Origin of the sequence: Veillonella sp. R32, from assembly GCF_010093125.1 — a bacterium.
GTDB lineage: Bacteria > Bacillota > Negativicutes > Veillonellales > Veillonellaceae > Veillonella_A.
Map to the genome: position 1 here is coordinate 96,442 of NZ_NMZQ01000026.1, position 20,057 is coordinate 116,498.

Here is a 20,057-nt window from a genome sequence, read left to right on the forward strand (position 1 = left end):
ACGGATGAAACGATTTTGGCCCATTGCGTTACTCATTGTTTTTGTACTCATTGTCTTTGGCATTGGGGCGCATATTGAACAGAATAAGCAAAAAGAACGGGCAGCGATTCCCGTTAAGGCAGAATTGACAATGTATTCCGATTTGCCTACGAATTTGACAACCTTATTGGCCCAACAATATGAAATGCAATATCACGTGCGTTTGCACATGTTACCGCTTACAGAGGAACAAATGGTTACCCGTATGACGTTGCCCGTATCTGATCAAAAGGGCGATTTAGTCTTAACTACGCGGGATAATTTAGATATTGGTGTAAAATATCATCAATTAAAACCAGTTCTTACCGAAGGGGTTGATGAAATTTCAGATCGGTTTAAGAATAACGATGCTCTATGGGTGGGAACTTGGTATGATCCTGTTATTTTTGCACAAAGCGAAGCTTTTTATAACCGCATGGGGCGCTATGTAACAGCTTGGCAGTCCTTAGTATTGCCTGGTGATTGGGCTGTTATCATGACGGACTTTGTGGCTTCTCGTAGTGCCGCCAATATTCTGTATAGTTTTGTAGAAATGGATGGGGAAGAAAAAGGCTTACAATATTTTGTAGAGCTTAAACCTCATGTAGTACAGTATGCTAAGTTTTTGGCTACCCCTGTTCGATTGGCTGCTTTAGGGGAAACGGATTTGGGTATTGGTAATTATTCAGATGGTTTGCAATATGCCAATCATAAATACCCAGTAAAAATTATTTTCCCTGCTGATGGGACCCCTTATTATTTAACGGGGGTAGGTATGTTGCAAAGTGTTAGCAATGAAGAAGAAGCCACTCGTTTGGTGAAATGGTTATTATCAAAACAAGTAGCGCAATTATTGGAAGATAATGGTTTTTATTATGTGTATACCAATCCAGAATTACCAAAGCCTGTTGATTCATTAGGGCGCGAATTAGTATTGTGGAATACGGTTGGTGGTTACACTGAAGATGGCAAAAAAGTATTGTTGAATAAATGGATTAGTCAAGTGCGTTTTAGAAAGGATATATAATGAGTAAAAAGTTAGGCTATGTAAGCTTAGGTTGTGCTAAAAACTTAGTAGACACTGAGATTATGTTAGGTACTTTAAAAGATAATGGTTACGAGATTACAGAGGCTTTAGATGAGGCTGAAATTATTATTGTGAACACCTGTACGTTTATTGAAAAAGCTAAACAGGAGTCCGTTAATACCATTCTTGAAATGAGTGAGCTTAAACAATTTGGTGCTTGTCGCGGTTTGATTGTAGCGGGCTGTTTAAGCCAACAGTACCAAGAAGAATTATTTGCTGAAATTCCTGAAATTGATGCATTAATTGGTACTGGTTCTTGGAATCGCATTATGGAAGCGATTGAGGCTATTGACGAAGGCAAACGTATTTGTATTATGGATTCCATTACGAATATTTACAATGAACGGATGCCACGTATGCAAACTACGCCAACGTATAGCGCCTATGTAAAGATTGCGGAAGGTTGCGACAATGGGTGCACATTCTGTATTATCCCTAAAGTGCGCGGTGCTTATCGTAGTCGCAGTATTGAGTCCATTGTAGAAGAAGTGGAGCGCTTAGCCGCTATGGGGGTTAAAGAAATTAATCTTATTGCCCAAGATACGACGAGTTATGGTGCTGATTTAAACAATGGGAAGCCTATGCTTGTTGAATTGTTAGAAGCTCTTGTAAAAGTAGCTGGAATTCAATGGTATCGCTTATTGTATTTATATCCTAAATACTTCACTGATGAGTTGTTAGATCTTATCGTTCGTGAACCTAAAATTTGTAATTACATTGATTTGCCATTACAACATATTAATGATGATATATTGCGTCGTATGAATCGTAAGGATCGTAAAGCAGACATTGTAAAATTATTGACTAATGTTCGCAGTAAGGCGAGTCATGTAACGTTACGGACTTCTTTAATTGTAGGTTTCCCTGGTGAAACAGATGAACAATTTGAAGAACTTTGTGAATTTGTTAAAGACGTAGCTTTTGATAATATGGGCGTATTTACTTATTCGCAAGAAGAGGGGACCCCTGCTGGTGCTATGACAGATCAAGTGCCTGAAGAGGTAAAAGAAGAACGCTATCATACCTTAATGGCCATTCAGGCGGCTATTTCAGAAGATAATAATCGCAATTTAGAAGGAACCGCTCACGAAGCTATTATTGAAGAAATTACTGAAGATGAGCAGGGTCGTTTATTAGCTAAGGGCCGTTTAGAATGTCAAGCTCCTGATGTAGATGGGAATATGTATATTGAAGATTGTGAAGGACTCGCTGTTGGTGATATTGTACCGGTTACGGTGGTACAAGGGTTTGCTTATGATGTGGTAGCAGAAGTTCGCAAATAAAGAATCGAGGCTAAGTATGATTGTAGAGTTGATTTCCACAGGTTCTGAACTATTATTAGGCGATACAATTAATACAAATGTAGCGTGGTTAGCAAGAGAGCTTAATAAATTAGGGTATACCGTAGCGTTTCAAACGACCATAGGGGATAATCCAGCTCGTATGGAAGCCTGCTTTAAGGCGGCTGCTGAGCGGGCTGATTTGGTTATCTGTACAGGTGGCCTAGGACCTACGCAAGGGGATATTACGCGCCCTGTGTTAGCGAAAGCTCTAGGGCTTGAATTAGAACTTAACCTAGAGGCAGAACGACTAGTAAAAAACTTCTTTGAACAGAAGGGCTGGGATATGCCTGAACCTAGTCGTCGTGAAATGTTATTGCCTCTCCATAGTGTAGCCTTAGCGAATAGTAGGGGTGTAGCCCCTGGCGTGGCTGTACAGTCAGGACAGACGACCTTTATTTTGTTGCCTGGTCCACCCGCTGAAATGAAAGCGGTTTTTGATGAGTCAGTACGCCCCTATTTAGATACTCACTTTGGTGGTCAAGGCGTAGTATTATCTCACCGATATGCTGTATATGGCATGCGTGAGCTTGCCTTGGAAGCGGCGCTGATGGATTTAGTAAAAGCACAGCATAATCCAACCATTGCATTCTTAATTAAAAATGGTTATATAGAATTGCGCATTACAGCGAGTGCTGCTACTACGGCTGAAGCGGAAAACCTATTAGCACCTTGGGATGGAATCCTTAAAGAACGCTTAGGGGATGCTTTAGGACGTCGCTTAGAAAAGTCAATGTTAGAACTTGTAACAGAAGCTCTCTTACAAGCGGGTGCTACCGTAGCCACAGCAGAATCTTGTACGGGCGGCTTGGTAGGCAAGCGGTTAACCGAACTACCTGGTAGTAGTGCTTATGTACAAGGTGGTGTTATATCCTATTCCAATGAGGTAAAACATCATGTACTGGGCGTGCCACAAGCAGAACTCGATGAATTTGGCGCCGTTAGCGAAGAAGTAGCTAAATCTATGGCTAAGGGTACTCGTAAATTGTTAGGTACCACTTATGGTGTATCGACTACGGGCATTGCAGGGCCTGGTGGAGCGACGCCTACAAAACCAGTAGGTTTAGTGTATATTGGTATTGCTGGGCCAAAAGGAACTGTGGCTTATAAGAATGAATTTATCGGTGACCGTGATAGCATTCGTGAAAGTACGGCAGAACGGGCCTTATATTTCTTATATCAAGCGATAACAGGCAAAGCTTAGACCTAAAGTGCTTCATAGAAACAGCTTTTTAGGGTTTTAAAGTTTTAAATAGATTATTTAAATGAACTTTTAAATAAATCTGTTAATATAGATATAAATATATTTATATAAGTGAAAGACCGCATAGGTCAAGAAAGGATGAATTATGGACGGTAGAGAACAAGCCTTAGATAATGCGTTGAAAAAAATAGAAAAAGATTATGGTAAAGGGGCCATTATGCGCCTTGGCGATATTACGGACCGCATGAATGTAGAAGTTATTTCTACAGGTTGCTTAGCTATCGATTTAGCTGTTGGCGTAGGTGGTTTCCCTCGTGGTCGTGTTATCGAAATTTATGGCCCTGAGTCATCTGGTAAGACAACCGTTGCGTTACATGCCATTGCGGAAGCACAAAAAGGTGGCGGTATTGCTGCTTTTATTGATGCGGAACATGCGCTTGATCCTGTATATGCTCGCCATTTAGGGGTAGATATTAATAATTTATTAGTTTCTCAGCCAGATAATGGGGAACAAGCTCTTGAAATTACAGAATCCTTGGTACGAAGTGGTGCTGTGGATATTATCGTTGTTGACTCCGTGGCAGCGTTAGTGCCAAAGGCTGAAATTGAAGGTGAAATGGGCGATGCCCACGTAGGCTTGCAAGCTCGTTTGATGAGTAAGGCCCTTCGTAAGTTAACAGGGATTATTAGTAAATCTCGCACCGTTGTAGTATTTATCAACCAGTTGCGTGAAAAAGTAGGCATCATGTTTGGTAACCCTGAAACGACTACTGGTGGTCGTGCCTTGAAATTCTACTCTACCATTCGCCTTGATGTGCGTAAAGGAGAAGTTATTAAGCAAAATAATGAAAATGTAGGTAGTCGTACTAAAGTTAAAGTTGTTAAAAATAAGGTAGCACCTCCTTTTAAAACAGCTGAATTTGATTTAATGTATGGTACAGGCGTATCTTATGAAGGTACTTTGATTGATATTGGTACAAACATGGAAATCATTAAAAAATCGGGTGCTTGGTACTCTTACAATGATGAACGAATGGGGCAAGGTAAGGAAGCGGCTAAAGATTACTTACGTAATCATCCTGAAATTGCGCAAGAAATCGACAAGATTGTGCGTGATACATTAATGGCAGAACCAGAATCCTTTGATGTAGTAGGGGAAGAACAACCAGAGGAATAAACCCTACAATATACATTTTGTAATTAGCAGTAAACCTATAGTTATGGCGGAAAGGTAGCGCATACATGGCATTTAAAAAGAGTATTACAGAATACACTGAAATGACAGTGATGGACCAAGCTATGCGCTTCTTGGCGCCTCGTTTTTTGAGCCGATTAGAGTTAACCCAAAAATTGCAACGCAAAGGAGCCCCGCGGGATTTAATCGATACTGTCTTAGGACGATTAGAAGAGCTAGATTATATTAATGATGAACGGCTAGCTCATGATGTATTACAATTTTATATGGCAGAAGCTAAATATAGCGTGCAATACATTCGTAATAAGATGTTTCAAAGAGGCCTAGCCGTGGGAAGTGAATTGAGTCAATATAACGAATATGAACCAGCTTTAAAGCTTATAATACGGCATTTTTTAGGGGCATCGGCTTTGGGTGAAATAACTTGGTATGAAGAGGCTTGGCCTACAGAAGAACGGCTAAATCAGAAAAAAGTAATAAATTTTCTGAAAAATCGAGGATTTAGTTTAAGTACTATCCGAAATATTTGTGAACAAGTAGCTCACTATGAATAGTCTATATAGAGTTTTTCTTGACAGTCTTTTCTTGACCGACTACAATTATAGTAGTCTCACAGTAGTGGGCAATTTTCAAATGTATATGAAATAGACGGCAATCTGGGAGAAGCCTAGGTGGGCTTCTTACTTTTATATGAGGAGGTGAATCTTATTTTAGAGTATAGCATTATTGCAGTTGTAATGGTGCTCATCGGTCTTGGTGTGGGTTACATGATGCGTAAAAACATTGCTGAAGGTAAACTGAATCAAGCTGAGATAGAAGCAGCACGCATTGTTGCCGATGCAGAACGTGTTGCTGAGTCAAAGAAAAAAGAAGCCTTAGTAGAAGCTAAGGAAGAAATTCATAAACTTCGTGGTGAAGCAGAAAAAGAAAACCGAGATCGACGCAACGAATTACAACGTTTAGAACGACGTATTCTTCAAAAAGAAGAACATCTTGATGGTAAATTAGAATCATTAGAAAAGAAAGAAGATGCGTTGCATCGTAAAGAACAAGAAGCAAAAGCTTTAAAAGAACGTACAGAAGCATTGTACGATCAACAGATGGCAGAATTAGAACGTATTTCTGGCATGACATTTGAGGAAGCAAAAGGAATTTTACTTTCGAATGTAGAACAAGAGATTCGTCATGAAACGGCGGTTCTTGTAAAAGATTTAGAACAACAGGCGAAGGAAGACGCGGAAAAGAATGCCCGCGAAATCATTGCAGCCGCTATTCAGCGTTGTGCTGCTGACCATGTTGCAGAGTCTACGGTATCCGTAGTAGCTCTTCCAAATGATGAAATGAAAGGGCGAATTATCGGTCGTGAAGGCCGTAATATTCGTGCCCTAGAAACCTTAACAGGTATAGATCTTATCATTGATGATACCCCTGAAGCAGTTATCCTCTCTGGATTTGATCCAATTCGTCGTGAGGTAGCGCGTATTGCGCTTGAAAAATTAATTGTGGATGGTCGTATTCACCCAGCCCGCATTGAAGAAATGGTTGGTAAAGCTCGTAAAGAGGTTGACCAAGTTATTAAAGATGCTGGTGAACAAGCTACCTTTGAAGCCGATGTACATGGCTTACATCCTGAAATCATACGTATTTTAGGTCGTTTGAAATACCGCACAAGCTATGGTCAAAACGTGTTGAAACACTCCATTGAAGTAGCTCATTTAGCGGGTATGATGGCAGCGGAATTAGGTTGTGATGTAACCTTAGCTAAACGCGGTGGTTTACTTCATGACTTAGGGAAAGCCCTTGACCATGAAATGGAAGGCTCCCACGTACAAATTGGTGTGGATGTAGCTAAGAAATACCATGAAAGCGTATTGGTACAGAACTGTATTGGCGCGCATCATGGTGATGAAGAATTTAAATCTGTTGAAGCTGTCTTGGTGGCAGCCGCTGATGCTATTTCAGCAGCTCGCCCAGGGGCACGTCGTGAAACGCTTGAAAATTACTTAAAACGTTTGACTAAATTAGAGGAAATTGCCGAGTCCTTTGATGGTGTTGAAAAATGTTTTGCTATTCAAGCAGGTCGCGAAATCCGCGTAATGGTTAAACCTGATAAAGTGGATGAAGCAGAAGCTACCTTATTAGTACGCGATATGGTTAAACGCATTGAGTCTGAATTGGAATATCCAGGTCAGATTAAAGTAGTAATCATTCGTGAAACTAGAGTCGTAGATTATGCTAAATAGTAGTTGCCGTTTCTATACAAGTAGCTATTAGGCATGATACAGATTAGACGTAGCCTATATATCTTATGTGATATATAGATGAACTAAATACAGCTAGTCACTTAAAGACTACAATTGGAAACCCTTTGTGTAACGTCATAAGGAGATGGACAATTGTAGTCTTTTTTTATATCTTGCAATTTACTAGTAAAAAGAAGTACAATAGATTTCCGTGTGAATAATAATTGCAGATAATCAAAAATAGTGCCGATTTCCCTATTATTGCAAAATTAGCATAAAAAATTTGCAGATTAAAAATAGAGATATTGAAAAAAATCTTCTTGACATAGCAGGAGAAATAATATCCTTTGTAGAAATATATAAGCAGAGAAGTTTATTATGGGATGTGAAGAGATGAGTAGACACTTTGATGCAGAATTAATTGAACAAATAAAAGACGCAAATGATATTGTGTCAGTGATTTCTGAGCATATGACGCTGAAGAAGATGGGTAGGAATTATTGGGGCTGTTGTCCCTTTCATAATGAAAAGACCCCTTCTTTTAGTGTAAACCCAGAAAAGGGCTTTTTTTATTGCTTCGGATGTCGTGAAACTGGTAATGCAATCAGTTTTCTTATGAAGTATAATGGTGTGTCGTTTCCAGAAGCACTCGAACAGTTAGCCAATCGGGCTGGTATAGTATTGCCAGAAAGAAACTTATCTAAGGCTGAATTAGTGCGAAAAGAACACCGAGACAAATTGTATAAAGTAAATGAGTTAGCAGCGACTTTTTTCCACAACTGTTTGACGAAAACAGAAATGGGGAAACCAGGGCTGGCTTACTTACAAGGCCGTGGTTTATCGGCAGAAACTATAGAGCACTTTCAGCTTGGCTTTGCTCCTAATAATTGGGATAAGCTGTATCGCTCGTTTCACGAACGGGGCATTGATGACCAACTGTTGATTGAAAGTGGTTTATGTCGTAGGAATGAAGCTGGCAAATTATATGATTATTTCAGGAATCGCGTCATGTTTCCTATTTGTGATGGGAAAGGTAGAGTTGTTGCCTTTGGTGGGCGCGTGCTAGATGATAGCAAACCAAAATATTTAAACTCACCAGAATATGAATTATTTAATAAGGGTCATATGCTCTTTGCTTTTGACAAAGCGTACCGAACTATTCGGGAGAAAAAACAGGTCATTTTAGTAGAAGGGTATATGGATGTTATAGGTGCTCATAATCAAGGTATTACTAATGTGGTAGCGTCGTTAGGAACGGCGTATACAAAAGATCAGGGACGATTATTAATTCGTCAAGCTGAGGAAGTTGTATTAGCCTATGATATGGACAATGCCGGGCAGATTGCAGCGCGTCGAGCTATTGAGCTATTACAAGATACAGAATTTAAAGTGCGTGTGGTGGCTATGCCCGATGGCAAGGATCCAGATGATTATGTGCGTAACCATGGGTCAGAAGCTTTTTTAGAGTTGGTGGCGAATGCGGTGACTCCTTTTGAATTTTACTTAAATAGTGCCTTGATTAGCCATGATAGTAATACGGTGAATGGTAAAGAGGCTATATTAGAAGAAGTATTTCCGTTAATTAGTGCTACCAGTAATCAGATAGAACGGGAGAACTATCTAAAAGCGCTGGCACTGCCTTTATGGATGGATAATAGTACAATTTATCGCATGTTTAGGCAATATTTAGGCAAAGGCGATATTACGCTGCCCAAAGTGACAGCGGGTACAACCGCCTCTGTCGGCACAATTGGTGAGGAAGATAAGCTGGTAGCCATTGCGCTAACGGATCCGTTAGCATGGCAACGAGTGCAGGCTTACTTGCCGTTGGAGGATATAACCAATCCTTTGTATCAAGCTTTATTTAAAAAAGCAGGGGACATTCTCAGTAAGACCGGGTCGCTACAAGCAACAGCGTTGGAGGAAAGCCTTACTGAGGAAGAAAGAAGTGCTTACGGACGCCTGATGGTTATGGGTGAAACGGAATTTAATGAAGCACAATTGGATGGCTATATACGCGCAGTGCGCTTGAAGTCATTACGAGAACAATATAAAACGCATAGTGTGTTAGCAGATCAGTTAAATCGGGCTGGGGATACTCGGTTTGTTGAAGAATTGAAGATGTGTCAGGATTTGCAGACATTAATCAAGGAATGGACTTGATCAACTATGAAGGAAAGGAAGAGCATTGTGGCTAAGAAGCAAACTAAATCGCGGTTAGAAGAAATTATAGAACAATTACTAGCAAAAGGACGTAAAGCAGGGGCATTGACCAGTAAAGAAATTACGGATGCTCTTCACGAAGAAGTGGAACTTACGGCAGAACAGCTAGATGATATGTATGAAGTCTTACAAAAGAGTAATATTGATGTTATCACGGATGATGTAGAAGTGGCCGATGATGACGATGATATTATTGAAGATGAAGAAGAAAATGATGAAGTGCGGGAAGCAAAAGAGGTTAGTTTAGACCTTAGCATTCCAGAAGGGGTTAATATTGATGACCCTGTACGCATGTATTTGAAAGAAATCGGTCGCGTACCTTTGTTGTCAGCTGATGAAGAAATTTTATTGGCGCAACAGATTGAAGCTGGCGCTAAAGAGGATGCTTCTTATAAGGATATGCGTGCTGGTGAAAAAGCAAAACAGAAACTGATTGACGCTAACTTACGTTTGGTAGTTAGTATTGCAAAACGCTATGTAGGGCGTGGTATGTTATTCTTGGATTTGATTCAGGAAGGTAACTTAGGCCTTATTAAAGCTGTTGATAAATTTGACTATACTAAAGGTTATAAATTCTCGACCTATGCTACGTGGTGGATTCGGCAAGCTATTACTCGTGCGATTGCGGACCAAGCAAGAACGATTCGTATTCCTGTTCATATGGTTGAAACGATTAATAAATTGATTCGTATTTCTCGTCAATTATTGCAAGATAAAGGGCGTGAACCATTACCAGAAGAAATTGCTGAAGGTATGGGCATTAGTGTAGAACGTGTTCGTGAAATTCAAAAAATCGCACAAGAACCAGTGTCTTTAGAAACACCAATTGGGGAAGAAGAAGACTCTCATTTAGGCGATTTCATTGAAGATCAGGACGCCATTGCACCAGATGATGCAGCGAGCTATATTTTGTTGAAAGAACAAATTGAAGATGTATTCTCTTGTTTAACCGAAAGAGAACAGCAAGTATTAGTATTGCGCTTTGGTTTAAAAGATGGCAAGCCTCGTACTTTGGAAGAAGTAGGTCAGCATTTTAACGTTACTCGTGAACGTATTCGCCAAATTGAAGGTAAAGCGCTAACTAAGTTACGTAATCGTGGAAAACGTGATAAAATTAAAGACTTCTTATAATTTCATTGACGACAAGAAGTTATTTTGTGTATAATATCTTGGTGGAATACTACGGTATTTCCCTATGGGCCTATAGCTCAGGGGTAGAGCAACCGGCTCATAACCGGTCGGTCCCTGGTTCGAACCCAGGTGGGCCCACCAATTTTTACAAAAATAAACCGCTTATACAACGTGAAAGTTGTGTAAGCGGTTTTTGATTATAAAGCTATTGGCTAATTGATATAAAATATTATAGATTTTAATGCTGTTCTATACGCCCCTCTTATTTTGTCCTATAACCCTAATTTAGAGAGTATAAAAAAGACATGTGGTTAGTTGAACCACATGTCTTTTTTATAATTAGTAAATGCGGGCGAACCGCTTATGTATTAATTGTACAGCATTCTGAATATAGAGTCAAATTAATGTACTTTAGTGGTAGTATAATAAGAAATTAGTTTTTTATCTATGTTTTTCATTGTATTAGAGGAAAGTTTTATACCGTAAAGGGGGTCATAAATAGTTGCTGAAAACTTTACTCTCATTTTACTAATGGTTCGAACTTGAGAGATTATGCCAATGCTTTGAGATTTAAATTTAGTGGATTCTAAATTTAGTTTTTCTATATTTAGCATATACTCTTCGATTTTACTGAGGTCTGAAGAAAGTTGTTGTCTAAACGTAGAACTTTTAAAAGCTAGGAGGTTATGTAATTTATCACTTCCGTAAAATAAAGCATTTAATAAATCAAAAGATTTTTCCGAATAGGCAAATCCTTCTTCCTTTGCTAATTGAAAAAGGGTTTGAATTTTTTTGTTATTGGCATTTAAATCTCTATGAAAAATTTTCAATTTATGACGCTTTATCGATTTAAAGATAGTGAGATGTGCTTTTATAGCATCATATATTTCAGAATTAAAAATAATATCACTATTATGAAATTTACCTTTAAAGCTTTTAAGTGGCAATACAGAAACTAAAGGATTATTTCGTTTGCTATCTCTCAGTACTATGGCATAATGGTCACCACCAAATTCCGAACCAACAGGTAAACCAAAATTTATTTTTAATATCATACCACGTTTGTATTCTGTAAATTGCTTATTTTTATGAAAAATATGCTCATTTTTTATTTTTGATAAAGTATCATTCATACCATAATATAGAATAGCGGCTCTATGATGATTATATTGAGTTTCGTTTATTAGATATGATTCTTGTCTTTTTGATAAATTTTTTATTGCATTTATTAGAGCGTAAAGGTTATTTTTATTTTTTAAATCCATAGAATCCTCTAAATGATTATAAAATACAAATATTTATTGGCTATTTTTTCCGTCTAGATGATGTTTGGCACGACTTTGGGCAAGTTTGATGGATGATTCAAGTGAAATGCGCAGTAATTCCTTTGTTTCATCATCCATAATTACACCGCCGTTATAAAAGTTTATAGCAGTTTTATCATTAAGGTCGTTTAATAGTGATTGTATTTTACTTTGAATGTCGTAGTTATTTGTGTTTAGATTTTGAGGTTGATTGTTACTATTTACTCCATGAAGTGTGTTCATATCAATGTTGAAAAAAATTGAGATTTTTTTTAGTATATCAAAACTGGGTTTTCTTTGATTTCGTTCATACATACTGATTAGACTTTTAGATATATTTAGTTGTGCTGCAAGTTCTGCTTGAGTAATTTGCCGTGAAGTTCTTAAATGAAATAATATTGAACCAAAAGTCATAGGAATTCACATCCTTTCGTTAATTCTATAATATCACATTAAGTGAATTAAATCTATTTAAGTTTACTTAAAGTAAACTTAAAATGTGGTTAATATATGGTGGATTTAATAAATATGTTACAATAAACACAGATTAATAATTTACTAGGTGATTATATAAAGGAGCACTTGTGATAATAAAAATTCTAACGAACCGCTTGGAAGCGGTCTTTACATTGATACCTAAGGCCCCATCAATAGCGGATATTGGTACAGATCATGGCTATTTGGCTGTAGAATTGATACGACGTAATCGGGCAGAACGCGTTATTGCTGGTGATGTGCATAAAGGCCCTTTGGAGTCGGCTAAGGCTTATATCAAAGCAAATGGATTGGAGTCCTTGATTGATTGTCGTCTTGGTGATGGCTTACAGGTTACGAAGGCGGGCGAACTGCAAGGGGCAGTGCTTTGTGGCATGGGTGGTTTTCTTATGCGCGATATTATTGCAGAAGGCCCCGAATTATTAGATTTCTATGTGTTACAGCCACAAAATGGACAAGCCGAGTTACGCCAGTTTTTAGTTAACAAAGGCTATAGTATTGTCAAAGAAATTTTAGTTGAAGACATGGGAAAATTATACCAAGCCTTATTGGCGATTAAAGAGGAGCAGCTCTCTAAGTATGTAAGTGACATAGAGTCAAGTGGGCAAGATATATATGCTAATTTATCATCAGATTCCTTGTTGTGGTCAGTGGGTGCTTTACTGGCACAGGAACGTCCTTCTTTGTGGACAAAATATATAGAGCGATTGATTCATTTACGTCAGACCGCTTTACAAAGCATGTCGGCTGAGTTAGCGAATACGGAGAAATATAAAATTTTAACGAAAGAGATTATGGAATTGGAGGCTTTACTATGAGTGAAATGATAGGTGGCGCACGTTCACAAGTTGAAGTAACTGAAGAGCGTGCTACAGTAAAACAAATTGGGCAGATTGTAGAACAATTGGCGCCTAAACACTTAGCAGAATCTTGGGATAATGTAGGTTTGATGGTAGGTCAGCAACAGATGGCAGTAACCGGTATTGTGACAGCACTTGATGTAACGGAAGCAGTGGTAAAGGAAGCGATTGCTAAGGGTTGTAATTTAATTGTGAGTCATCATCCGCTTATTTTTAAAGGACTTAAACAAGTCACTGATGAAACTGCGTTAGGACGCTTAGTATTGAAATTAATTAGCCATAATATAGCTGTTTATAGTGCTCACACTAATTTAGATATTGCCCAAGGTGGTCTAAATGATTTGGCCGCTGCACAGATTGGTTTAGCTGAGGTCACCGGCCTTGAAGTAACCGCCGAAGAAGGGATATATAAAGTAGTTTCCTTTGTACCTACTACACATACGGAGTCTGTCTTAACAGCGATGGGTGACGCAGGTGCTGGGTATATTGGTAATTACAGTCACTGTACATTTCATAGTGAAGGGACGGGGACCTTTCTTCCTTTAGAAGGAGCTCAGCCTTATATTGGTAATGTGGGTGAACTAGCAAAGGTAACGGAAGATCGTTTAGAAACAATTGTGCCTAAAGCAAAGTTACAGGCCGTTATAGACGCTATGAAAGAAGCTCATCCCTATGAAGAGGTGGCGTATGAAGTCTATCGATTAGTAGAGCCTAGTAAAGTAGAGACAATTGGTCGTATCGGTGTGTTAGGCGATACGCTGGGTTGGGAAGATTTTATAGAATTGATAAAAGCGGCGTTTCCGCAAGGACGAGCACGTTTCGGTGGCGCTAAAGTAGAGGCCATTACTAAAGTTGCCCTTTGTACAGGGGCGGGCGCTGAATTTATTAAAGCGGCTGCTAAGGCAGGGGCACAGGCTTATGTGACGGGGGATGTAAAATATCATGATATGCAGTTGGCTCAGGAACTTGGCCTATTAGTGGCTGATGTAGGTCATTTTGGCACTGAAGTAGGGGCGTCTTCTTTATTAGCCGCTCATATTGAAATGAAATTACGTGAACAAGCTATCACGACAATTCCAGTTCACATTAGTGAAACGCAAAGTGATTTTTTCTTTGCTTAATTATTGGTAGATAGTTTTATTTAATCGATAACCTTAGATGTGCTATCTGTTCATATTAATTTTGAGAAAAAGATAATTGACCTTCATCGGTGTATCTGCTAGACTTTAAGTAGCAAGTATGAAAGGTGATTGCGAGCGTAAGTTCGAGGAAAGTCCGAGCTCCGCAGGGCAGGATGCCGGATAACGTCCGGCGTGGGAGACCATAGGGAATAGTGCCACAGAAAAGTAAACCGCCGCATTAGCGGTAAGGGTGGAACGGTGTCGGTAAGAGCGCACCAGCAATGCAGTAATGTATTGGCTCGGTAAACCCCATCCGGAGCAAGGCCGAATAGGAAAGGGATAAGGGTGGCCCGCCTACCTTTCGGGTTGTGCCGCTTGAGCCTATAGGCAACTATAGGCCTAGAAAGATAATCACCACTGCGCAAGCAGAACAGAACTCGGCTTATTGATTGCTTGCTTAAAACCGCTCCTTGGGGCGGTTTTATTTTGTCTAGTCATTATCAATTGTAAAAAAAGATTGATTTTTGACTAAACATTGTCGCCAGAAGCATACAATTAAAAGTATACAAAGAGGATAAGGTATAAGGAGGAATTAGTAATGGCAGTAACAAAAATTGAAAGTTTAGAAGCTTTGGAGACAGTTTTAAAAGAATCTTCAAAAGTTGTGGTAGCTGATTTTTGGGCTACCTGGTGCAAACCTTGCGAATTGATGAATCCTGAAATCGAAAAGTTAGCAGAAGATATGAAAGAGGATCTTGATGTAGTAACAATTGATGTGGAAGCCCTTAAAGAAGTGGCTTTAAAATACAATATCCAAGGCATACCTACATTGATTTGCTTTAAGAATGGTAAAGAAAAAGACCGTATTGCAGGCTACAAGCCAGCTCCAGTCGTTGAAGGACTCATTCGTTCTATTATTAAATAAAACGATAAAGTATATAGTTAAGTTTCAACAGTATTGACTTATTTTCACGAAATATTCTATAGAAATTAGAGGGATAAAGTGTTATACTATCAATACTATTTGATAAAAGATTTTTAAATGTTAAAAAACGGACAGTAAAGTTATTGCAAGCAAGGGGGGTCCACCTGTGAAAGAAAAGACAAATAGTCTGTGGAAATTATTCCAGGAACGTAAACTCAGCCGCCGCACATTTATGAAAACTTGTGTGGCTTTGACCGCCATTTTAGGCCTACCACCAACATTATTGAATAAAGTTGTTGATGCAGCAGATACGAAAGAGTTGCCAACCGTAATTTGGTTGCATGGTCATGAGTGCACTGGTTGTGACGAATCCTTTATTCGTTCCACGTCACCATTTGCTTCTGATGTGGTTTTGAATATGATTGCTCTAGAATATGATGATACTTTGGCAGCAGCAGCAGGGGCTCCATTTGAAGCACATTTACACAAAATATTGACAGAAAAGAAAGGTCAGTATGTGTTGGCTGTTGAAGGTGGGGTGCCACTAGATGATAATGGAACCTATTGTATGGTAGGTGGTCGTCCATTTGTTGATGTACTCAAAGAATGTGCTGAAGGGGCCGCCTTTATTATTGAATATGGCTCTTGTGCTGCTTGGGGTGGTGTACAGGCTGCGAAACCAAACCCTACAAATACTGTTTCCGTTTCTAGCGTAATTTCAGGTAAGAAAATTATTAAAGTACCTGGATGTCCACCAATTCCAGAAGTTATGACTGGTGTAATTATGCACTATGCTCTATTTGGTGAAATTCCACCACTTGATGTGGAAGGGCGTCCAAAACAGTTTTATGGTAATCGCATTCATGATACATGCTATCGTCGTCCATTCTTTGACTCTGGTCTTTTTGTGGAAAAATTTGATGACGAAGGTGCTAAAGCCGGTTGGTGTTTATATAAAATGGGTTGCCGTGGTCCAGTAACGTACAACTCTTGTGGTAATTTACGGTGGTGGAATGGCCTATCCTACCCAATTCAATCTGGCTCAGGTTGTATTGGTTGTAGTGAAAAAGGCTTCTGGGATAATGACAACTTCCATCAGCGCTTGCCACAAGTACAGGTGGCTAACACGATTACAACGGCTGATACCATTGGTACCATTGCAGGTTTAACTGCATTTGGTGCGGTAGTAGCTCATGGTGGTGTGACATTGGCAAAACATAAATATGATACGATTCAGTTAGAAAAGAAATATCAAGAAGAGCTTGATGCAAAGAAAGCTGCCAAAGAACAGGCGAACAATGAAGGAGGTAACCACTAATGAAACGTGTAGTTGTAGATCCGATTACTCGTATTGAAGGTCATTTACGAGTTGAGGTGAATGTTGACGAAGCAACAGGGAAAGTAGAAGACGCGTTGTCTAGTGGTACTGCTTGGCGTGGTATTGAACTTGTTGCGAAAGACCGCGATCCTCGTGATGTTTGGGCCTTTGTACAGCGTATTTGTGGCGTTTGTACGTCCACTCATGCATTAGCTTCTTTGCGGTCCGTAGAAGATGCTTTAAATATTGAAATTCCTAAGAATGCAAACTATATTCGCAATATTATGCATAGTTGCTTAGATGCCCATGATCATATTGTGCATTTTTATCATCTGCATGCCCTTGACTGGGTAAGCCCAGTGGAAGCCTTGAAAGCAGATCCTGCAAAAACAGCTGCGCTTCAAGAAACTGTCCTTAAAACATATAACTTAAGTGGTCTTGAACCTGCAGAAACACAGTCTACTACATCTGCTTATCCTAAGGAATTCCCAAAAGGCAATGCTACTTACTATGCAGCCATTCAAGGGAAAGTTAAAAAAATTGTTGAAAGTGGTCAATTAGGTATTTTTGCTGCTCAATGGTGGGATCATCCTGATTATCAGTTGTTGCCACCAGAAGTGCATTTAATGGGCGTAGCTCATTATTTAAATATTTTAGACAAACAGCGTGATATTGTTACGCCTCATGTTGTATTTGGTGGTAAAAACCCACATCCACATTACATCGTAGGTGGTATGCCTTGTTCTATTTCTATGGACGATATGAATGCGCCAGTTAACTCAGCTAGGTTAGCTGTAGTTGATGAATCTATTGCCTTAGCTAAAGATTTGGTTAACCATTTCTACTTGCCAGATGTATTAGCTATTGGCCAGATTTATGCTAAAGCAGGTATGGTCGATGGTGGCGGTTTATCCAAGAAACGTGTATTAGCTTATGGCGATTATCCAGACGAACCATATACAGGCATTAAAAATGGCGATTATTTCAAAAAATGCTTAGTCCGTGCTAATGGGGTAGTTGAAGACTTTGGTCTTGGTGTAGATAAAGCTAAATTCTTGCCTCTTGAAGGGGAAGACCTTATGAATCCAGACTTCTTATCAGAAGAAGTTGAACATTCTTGGTATGAATATCCAGATGGCAAGAAAACGATTCATCCATCAGAAGGGATTACAAAACCAAATTATACAGGGCCTAAAACAGGCACTAAAGAGCATTGGGAATACCTTGATGAAACGAAGAAATATTCTTGGATTAAATCTCCAACTTTTAAAGGTAAAGCTTGTGAAGTAGGTCCATTGGCTAAATATATTATTGTTTATACTAAAGTAAAACAAGGTATTATTAGCAATCCTACTTGGGCAGAGCAGATGATTGTAAAACAAATTGATACAGTGTCTTCTGTACTCGGTGTACCGGCTCATGTTTGGATGTGTAGTACTGTTGGCCGTACAGCTTGTCGTTGCTTAGATGCACAAGTGGCTGCTAATATGAGTCAATATTTCTTTAACAAATTGGTGACCAATATTAAAGGCGGCGATACCGCTGTTGCTAATACAAAGAATTTTGATCCAAATACTTGGCCAAAAGAAGCTAAAGGTGTTGGTTTAGTTGATGCCCCTCGTGGTGGTTTAGGCCATTGGTGTGATATTAAAGATGGTAAAACTAGCAATTACCAATGTATCGTGCCGACAACTTGGAATGCTTGTCCTAAGACCATTGCCAATGAGCATGGTGCTTACGAAGCGAATATGATTGATACTAAGGTTAAAATTGCTGATAAACCACTTGAAATTTTGAAAGGGATTCATTCCTTTGACCCTTGCTTAGCTTGTGCAACGCACTTGTATAACAAGAAGGGTGAAAAAATCATCTCCGTTAATACAGATGCTATGTGCAAATAATAGGGGGGATTTAGATGTTTGAACAACCGGACAAAAAGCCGTATCGCGTATTTAGTCTGTGGTTGCGTATTTTCCATTGGACTATGGTGTTATGCGTAACCTTCCTATTCTGGACAGGTCTTTATATTGGTGATCCAGGTTTTAGTATGTTTGTAGGCCGTGAGCCAGCAGAAGCTATTAATAGTTGGTTCTCAATGGAAATGATTCGCCGTGTCCATTTTGGCTTTGCCTTTGTTTTAATTTTTGCTTTTGTGTTCCGTATTTATGGGGCCATTCGCTATCGTGGTGACCGTTTGTTGCCTAAATTCCGTAGCCGTTTATATTGGGACGGTCTTAAGCAGACAACTTTGCATTATTTAATGCTGCCACGTCAAGAAGAACATCGTGTACTACGCAATTCGTTAGCTCGTACTAGCTATTTACTGGTGTATATTATGATGTTCCTTGAAATTTGCACAGGTCTTGCTATGTATTCGCAGATTAACCCAAATAGTTGGTTAGCCATTGTGTTCAATCCAATTAATTTGATGTTTAACGAATACGATATTCATATCGTCCATCACTACATTGCTTGGTTCTTCTTATTATTCACAGTAGCCCATGTATACTTGGCGTTCCGCGAAGATGTAATGGAAGAATCGGGCGAAGTATCAAGTATGGTTTCCGGTATGAAATTCTATCCAGAAGACCCAGAAGATATTGAGGATTTATATGGTAAACGACAGTAATATTACGCTCTTAGGGGTAGGTAACATATTACTCACTGATGAAGGCTTAGGGGTTCATGTAGTGCGTGAAATGGAGCAAGAATATAGTTTCACACCTGAAATTAATATTGTTGATGGTGGTACGATGGGGATGGAGCTATTGAGCTACATGCGGGGCATGACAAAATTGCTCCTTGTAGATGCGGTTAATGGTGGTGAAACACCAGGGACGGTTTATGAATTCCCTCATCAACAGACGGAAGACTATTTTACAGGTAGTATTTCCGTTCACGAAGTAGGGATGCAAGATATTTTACGCATTCGAGCCCTTCAAGAAAAACCGCTCGAAGATGCTACGGTAATAGGTGTAGAGCCTGAAAGTTTAGATATTGGGCTAACTCCTTCTGAAACAGTGCAAGCCGTGTTGCCGGAAGTTAAACAACGGGTTATTCGGCAATTAGAAGCTTGGGGAATTGAGGTAACAAAACGATGATAGAGCATTATGGTAATGTACAGGCCATATTAAAGGAACTCCAATTGGCTTTAAAACGTCTACGTGAAACGGGTGAAACACACACGATTTATATTGAAAAGACCGGTTTAACCATGGAGGAGCAAGTGGAGGTCATGGAAACATTAGGCCGTGGCTCCATCACCATTAATTTTACAGAAACAGATCAACCTGTTGAGTGGTATGAAACACAATTTTCTGGTATTTGGCTAGGCACCTTCCGCAATGCACGGGATGAAGCTATAGTTTATACCTTAGAGGTTGGTCGTTATCCAAGCCTGTGTGGCGCTTTTGACGAAGATATTGAAGCGGCTGAAGACGAATTACAGACTTGGATTGATGCAGCGGATATGTAATAGTATATTTTAATTTTGCTATAGCTTGGGGCTGTAACAGACGATAGAAGTAAAAATTCTGTGGTTTGTTACAGCCTTTTTTGTATTTTTTAGGAAAAATGGCTCTTTGTCAAATTTT

At 39.2% G+C, this 20,057-nt stretch carries 18 protein-coding genes, 1 tRNA gene and 1 other RNA gene; 18 read left to right on the forward strand and 2 right to left on the reverse strand.

Translation table 11 applies throughout. The features are described from left to right. Positions 1–4: 4 nt before the first annotated feature. From VER_RS06715 to VER_RS06755, 9 genes are all read left to right on the forward strand, one after another. Positions 5–1,045: an ABC transporter substrate-binding protein gene (locus VER_RS06715; RefSeq protein WP_162100090.1), complete on the forward strand. Its 1,041-nt coding sequence runs from the start codon at positions 5–7 to the stop codon at positions 1,043–1,045. Further along, positions 1,045–2,388 carry a 30S ribosomal protein S12 methylthiotransferase RimO gene (rimO, locus tag VER_RS06720; protein WP_162100091.1) on the forward strand — a complete coding sequence of 448 codons (1,344 nt, stop codon included), beginning with the start codon at positions 1,045–1,047 and terminating at the stop codon, positions 2,386–2,388. The genes VER_RS06715 and rimO overlap by 1 nt, the downstream gene beginning before the upstream one ends. Positions 2,389–2,404: 16 nt before the next feature. Then, positions 2,405–3,649 carry a competence/damage-inducible protein A gene (locus VER_RS06725; protein WP_162100092.1) on the forward strand — a complete coding sequence of 415 codons (1,245 nt, stop codon included), beginning with the start codon at positions 2,405–2,407 and terminating at the stop codon, positions 3,647–3,649. A 145-nt stretch (positions 3,650–3,794) separates the two neighbouring features. Next, the gene (gene recA / locus VER_RS06730; RefSeq protein WP_162100093.1) at positions 3,795–4,826 is read left to right on the forward strand and encodes a recombinase RecA; all 1,032 of its coding nucleotides are present in this window, start codon (positions 3,795–3,797) and stop codon (positions 4,824–4,826) included. Positions 4,827–4,891: 65 nt separating this feature from the next. Beyond that, entirely contained in the window at positions 4,892–5,398 is a 507-nt protein-coding gene (locus VER_RS06735) for a regulatory protein RecX (RefSeq protein WP_238390169.1), read from the forward strand. A 144-nt stretch (positions 5,399–5,542) separates the two neighbouring features. Beyond that, the gene (rny, locus tag VER_RS06740) at positions 5,543–7,087 is read left to right on the forward strand and encodes a ribonuclease Y (protein ID WP_255494024.1); all 1,545 of its coding nucleotides are present in this window, start codon (positions 5,543–5,545) and stop codon (positions 7,085–7,087) included. Between the two features lie 393 nt (positions 7,088–7,480). Further along, positions 7,481–9,250, forward strand: a complete 1,770-nt coding sequence (dnaG, locus tag VER_RS06745; protein WP_162100094.1) for a DNA primase — start codon at positions 7,481–7,483, stop codon at positions 9,248–9,250. Between the two features lie 27 nt (positions 9,251–9,277). Next, complete coding sequence (gene rpoD, locus VER_RS06750) at positions 9,278–10,441, forward strand: RNA polymerase sigma factor RpoD (RefSeq protein ID WP_162100095.1); 1,164 nt, start codon at positions 9,278–9,280, stop codon at positions 10,439–10,441. 66 nt (positions 10,442–10,507) lie between these two features. Continuing rightward, positions 10,508–10,582 (forward strand) — tRNA-Ile (locus tag VER_RS06755). A gap of 260 nt (positions 10,583–10,842) precedes the next feature. Here VER_RS06755 and VER_RS06760 read toward each other — a convergent pair. Together VER_RS06760 and VER_RS06765 are read right to left on the reverse strand one after the other, a co-directional pair. After that, a complete protein-coding gene (locus VER_RS06760) occupies positions 10,843–11,706 on the reverse strand; it encodes a type II toxin-antitoxin system PemK/MazF family toxin (RefSeq protein WP_162100096.1) in 864 nt (287 codons plus the stop codon). 33 nt (positions 11,707–11,739) lie between these two features. Then, a complete protein-coding gene (locus VER_RS06765; protein WP_162100097.1) occupies positions 11,740–12,159 on the reverse strand; it encodes a helix-turn-helix domain-containing protein in 420 nt (139 codons plus the stop codon). A 176-nt stretch (positions 12,160–12,335) separates the two neighbouring features. On the opposite strand from VER_RS06765, the gene VER_RS06770 reads away from it, so the two are divergent. From VER_RS06770 to VER_RS06810, 9 genes are all read left to right on the forward strand, one after another. Then, positions 12,336–13,058, forward strand: a complete 723-nt coding sequence (locus VER_RS06770) for a class I SAM-dependent methyltransferase (RefSeq protein WP_162100112.1) — start codon at positions 12,336–12,338, stop codon at positions 13,056–13,058. A gap of 5 nt (positions 13,059–13,063) precedes the next feature. After that, positions 13,064–14,221 (forward strand): Nif3-like dinuclear metal center hexameric protein, encoded by a 1,158-nt coding sequence (locus VER_RS06775; RefSeq protein WP_162100113.1) that lies wholly within the window; start codon positions 13,064–13,066, stop codon positions 14,219–14,221. Positions 14,222–14,333: 112 nt separating this feature from the next. After that, positions 14,334–14,682: RNase P RNA component class A (rnpB, locus tag VER_RS06780), an RNA gene on the forward strand. Positions 14,683–14,819: 137 nt separating this feature from the next. Next, the gene (gene trxA, locus VER_RS06785; RefSeq protein WP_162100098.1) at positions 14,820–15,146 is read left to right on the forward strand and encodes a thioredoxin; all 327 of its coding nucleotides are present in this window, start codon (positions 14,820–14,822) and stop codon (positions 15,144–15,146) included. Positions 15,147–15,312: 166 nt separating this feature from the next. After that, entirely contained in the window at positions 15,313–16,464 is a 1,152-nt protein-coding gene (locus tag VER_RS06790; protein WP_162100099.1) for a hydrogenase small subunit, read from the forward strand. Further along, positions 16,464–18,365, forward strand: coding sequence for a nickel-dependent hydrogenase large subunit (locus VER_RS06795; protein ID WP_162100100.1), 1,902 nt, complete (start codon positions 16,464–16,466; stop codon positions 18,363–18,365). The genes VER_RS06790 and VER_RS06795 overlap by 1 nt, the downstream gene beginning before the upstream one ends. A 14-nt stretch (positions 18,366–18,379) precedes the next feature. Then, entirely contained in the window at positions 18,380–19,093 is a 714-nt protein-coding gene (gene cybH, locus VER_RS06800; RefSeq protein WP_162100101.1) for a Ni/Fe-hydrogenase, b-type cytochrome subunit, read from the forward strand. Further along, entirely contained in the window at positions 19,077–19,565 is a 489-nt protein-coding gene (locus VER_RS06805; protein ID WP_162100102.1) for a HyaD/HybD family hydrogenase maturation endopeptidase, read from the forward strand. The genes cybH and VER_RS06805 overlap by 17 nt, the downstream gene beginning before the upstream one ends. Further along, positions 19,562–19,939 carry a hydrogenase expression/formation C-terminal domain-containing protein gene (locus tag VER_RS06810; protein ID WP_162100103.1) on the forward strand — a complete coding sequence of 126 codons (378 nt, stop codon included), beginning with the start codon at positions 19,562–19,564 and terminating at the stop codon, positions 19,937–19,939. Before VER_RS06805 ends, VER_RS06810 begins: the two co-directional genes overlap by 4 nt. Positions 19,940–20,057: the final 118 nt, after the last annotated feature.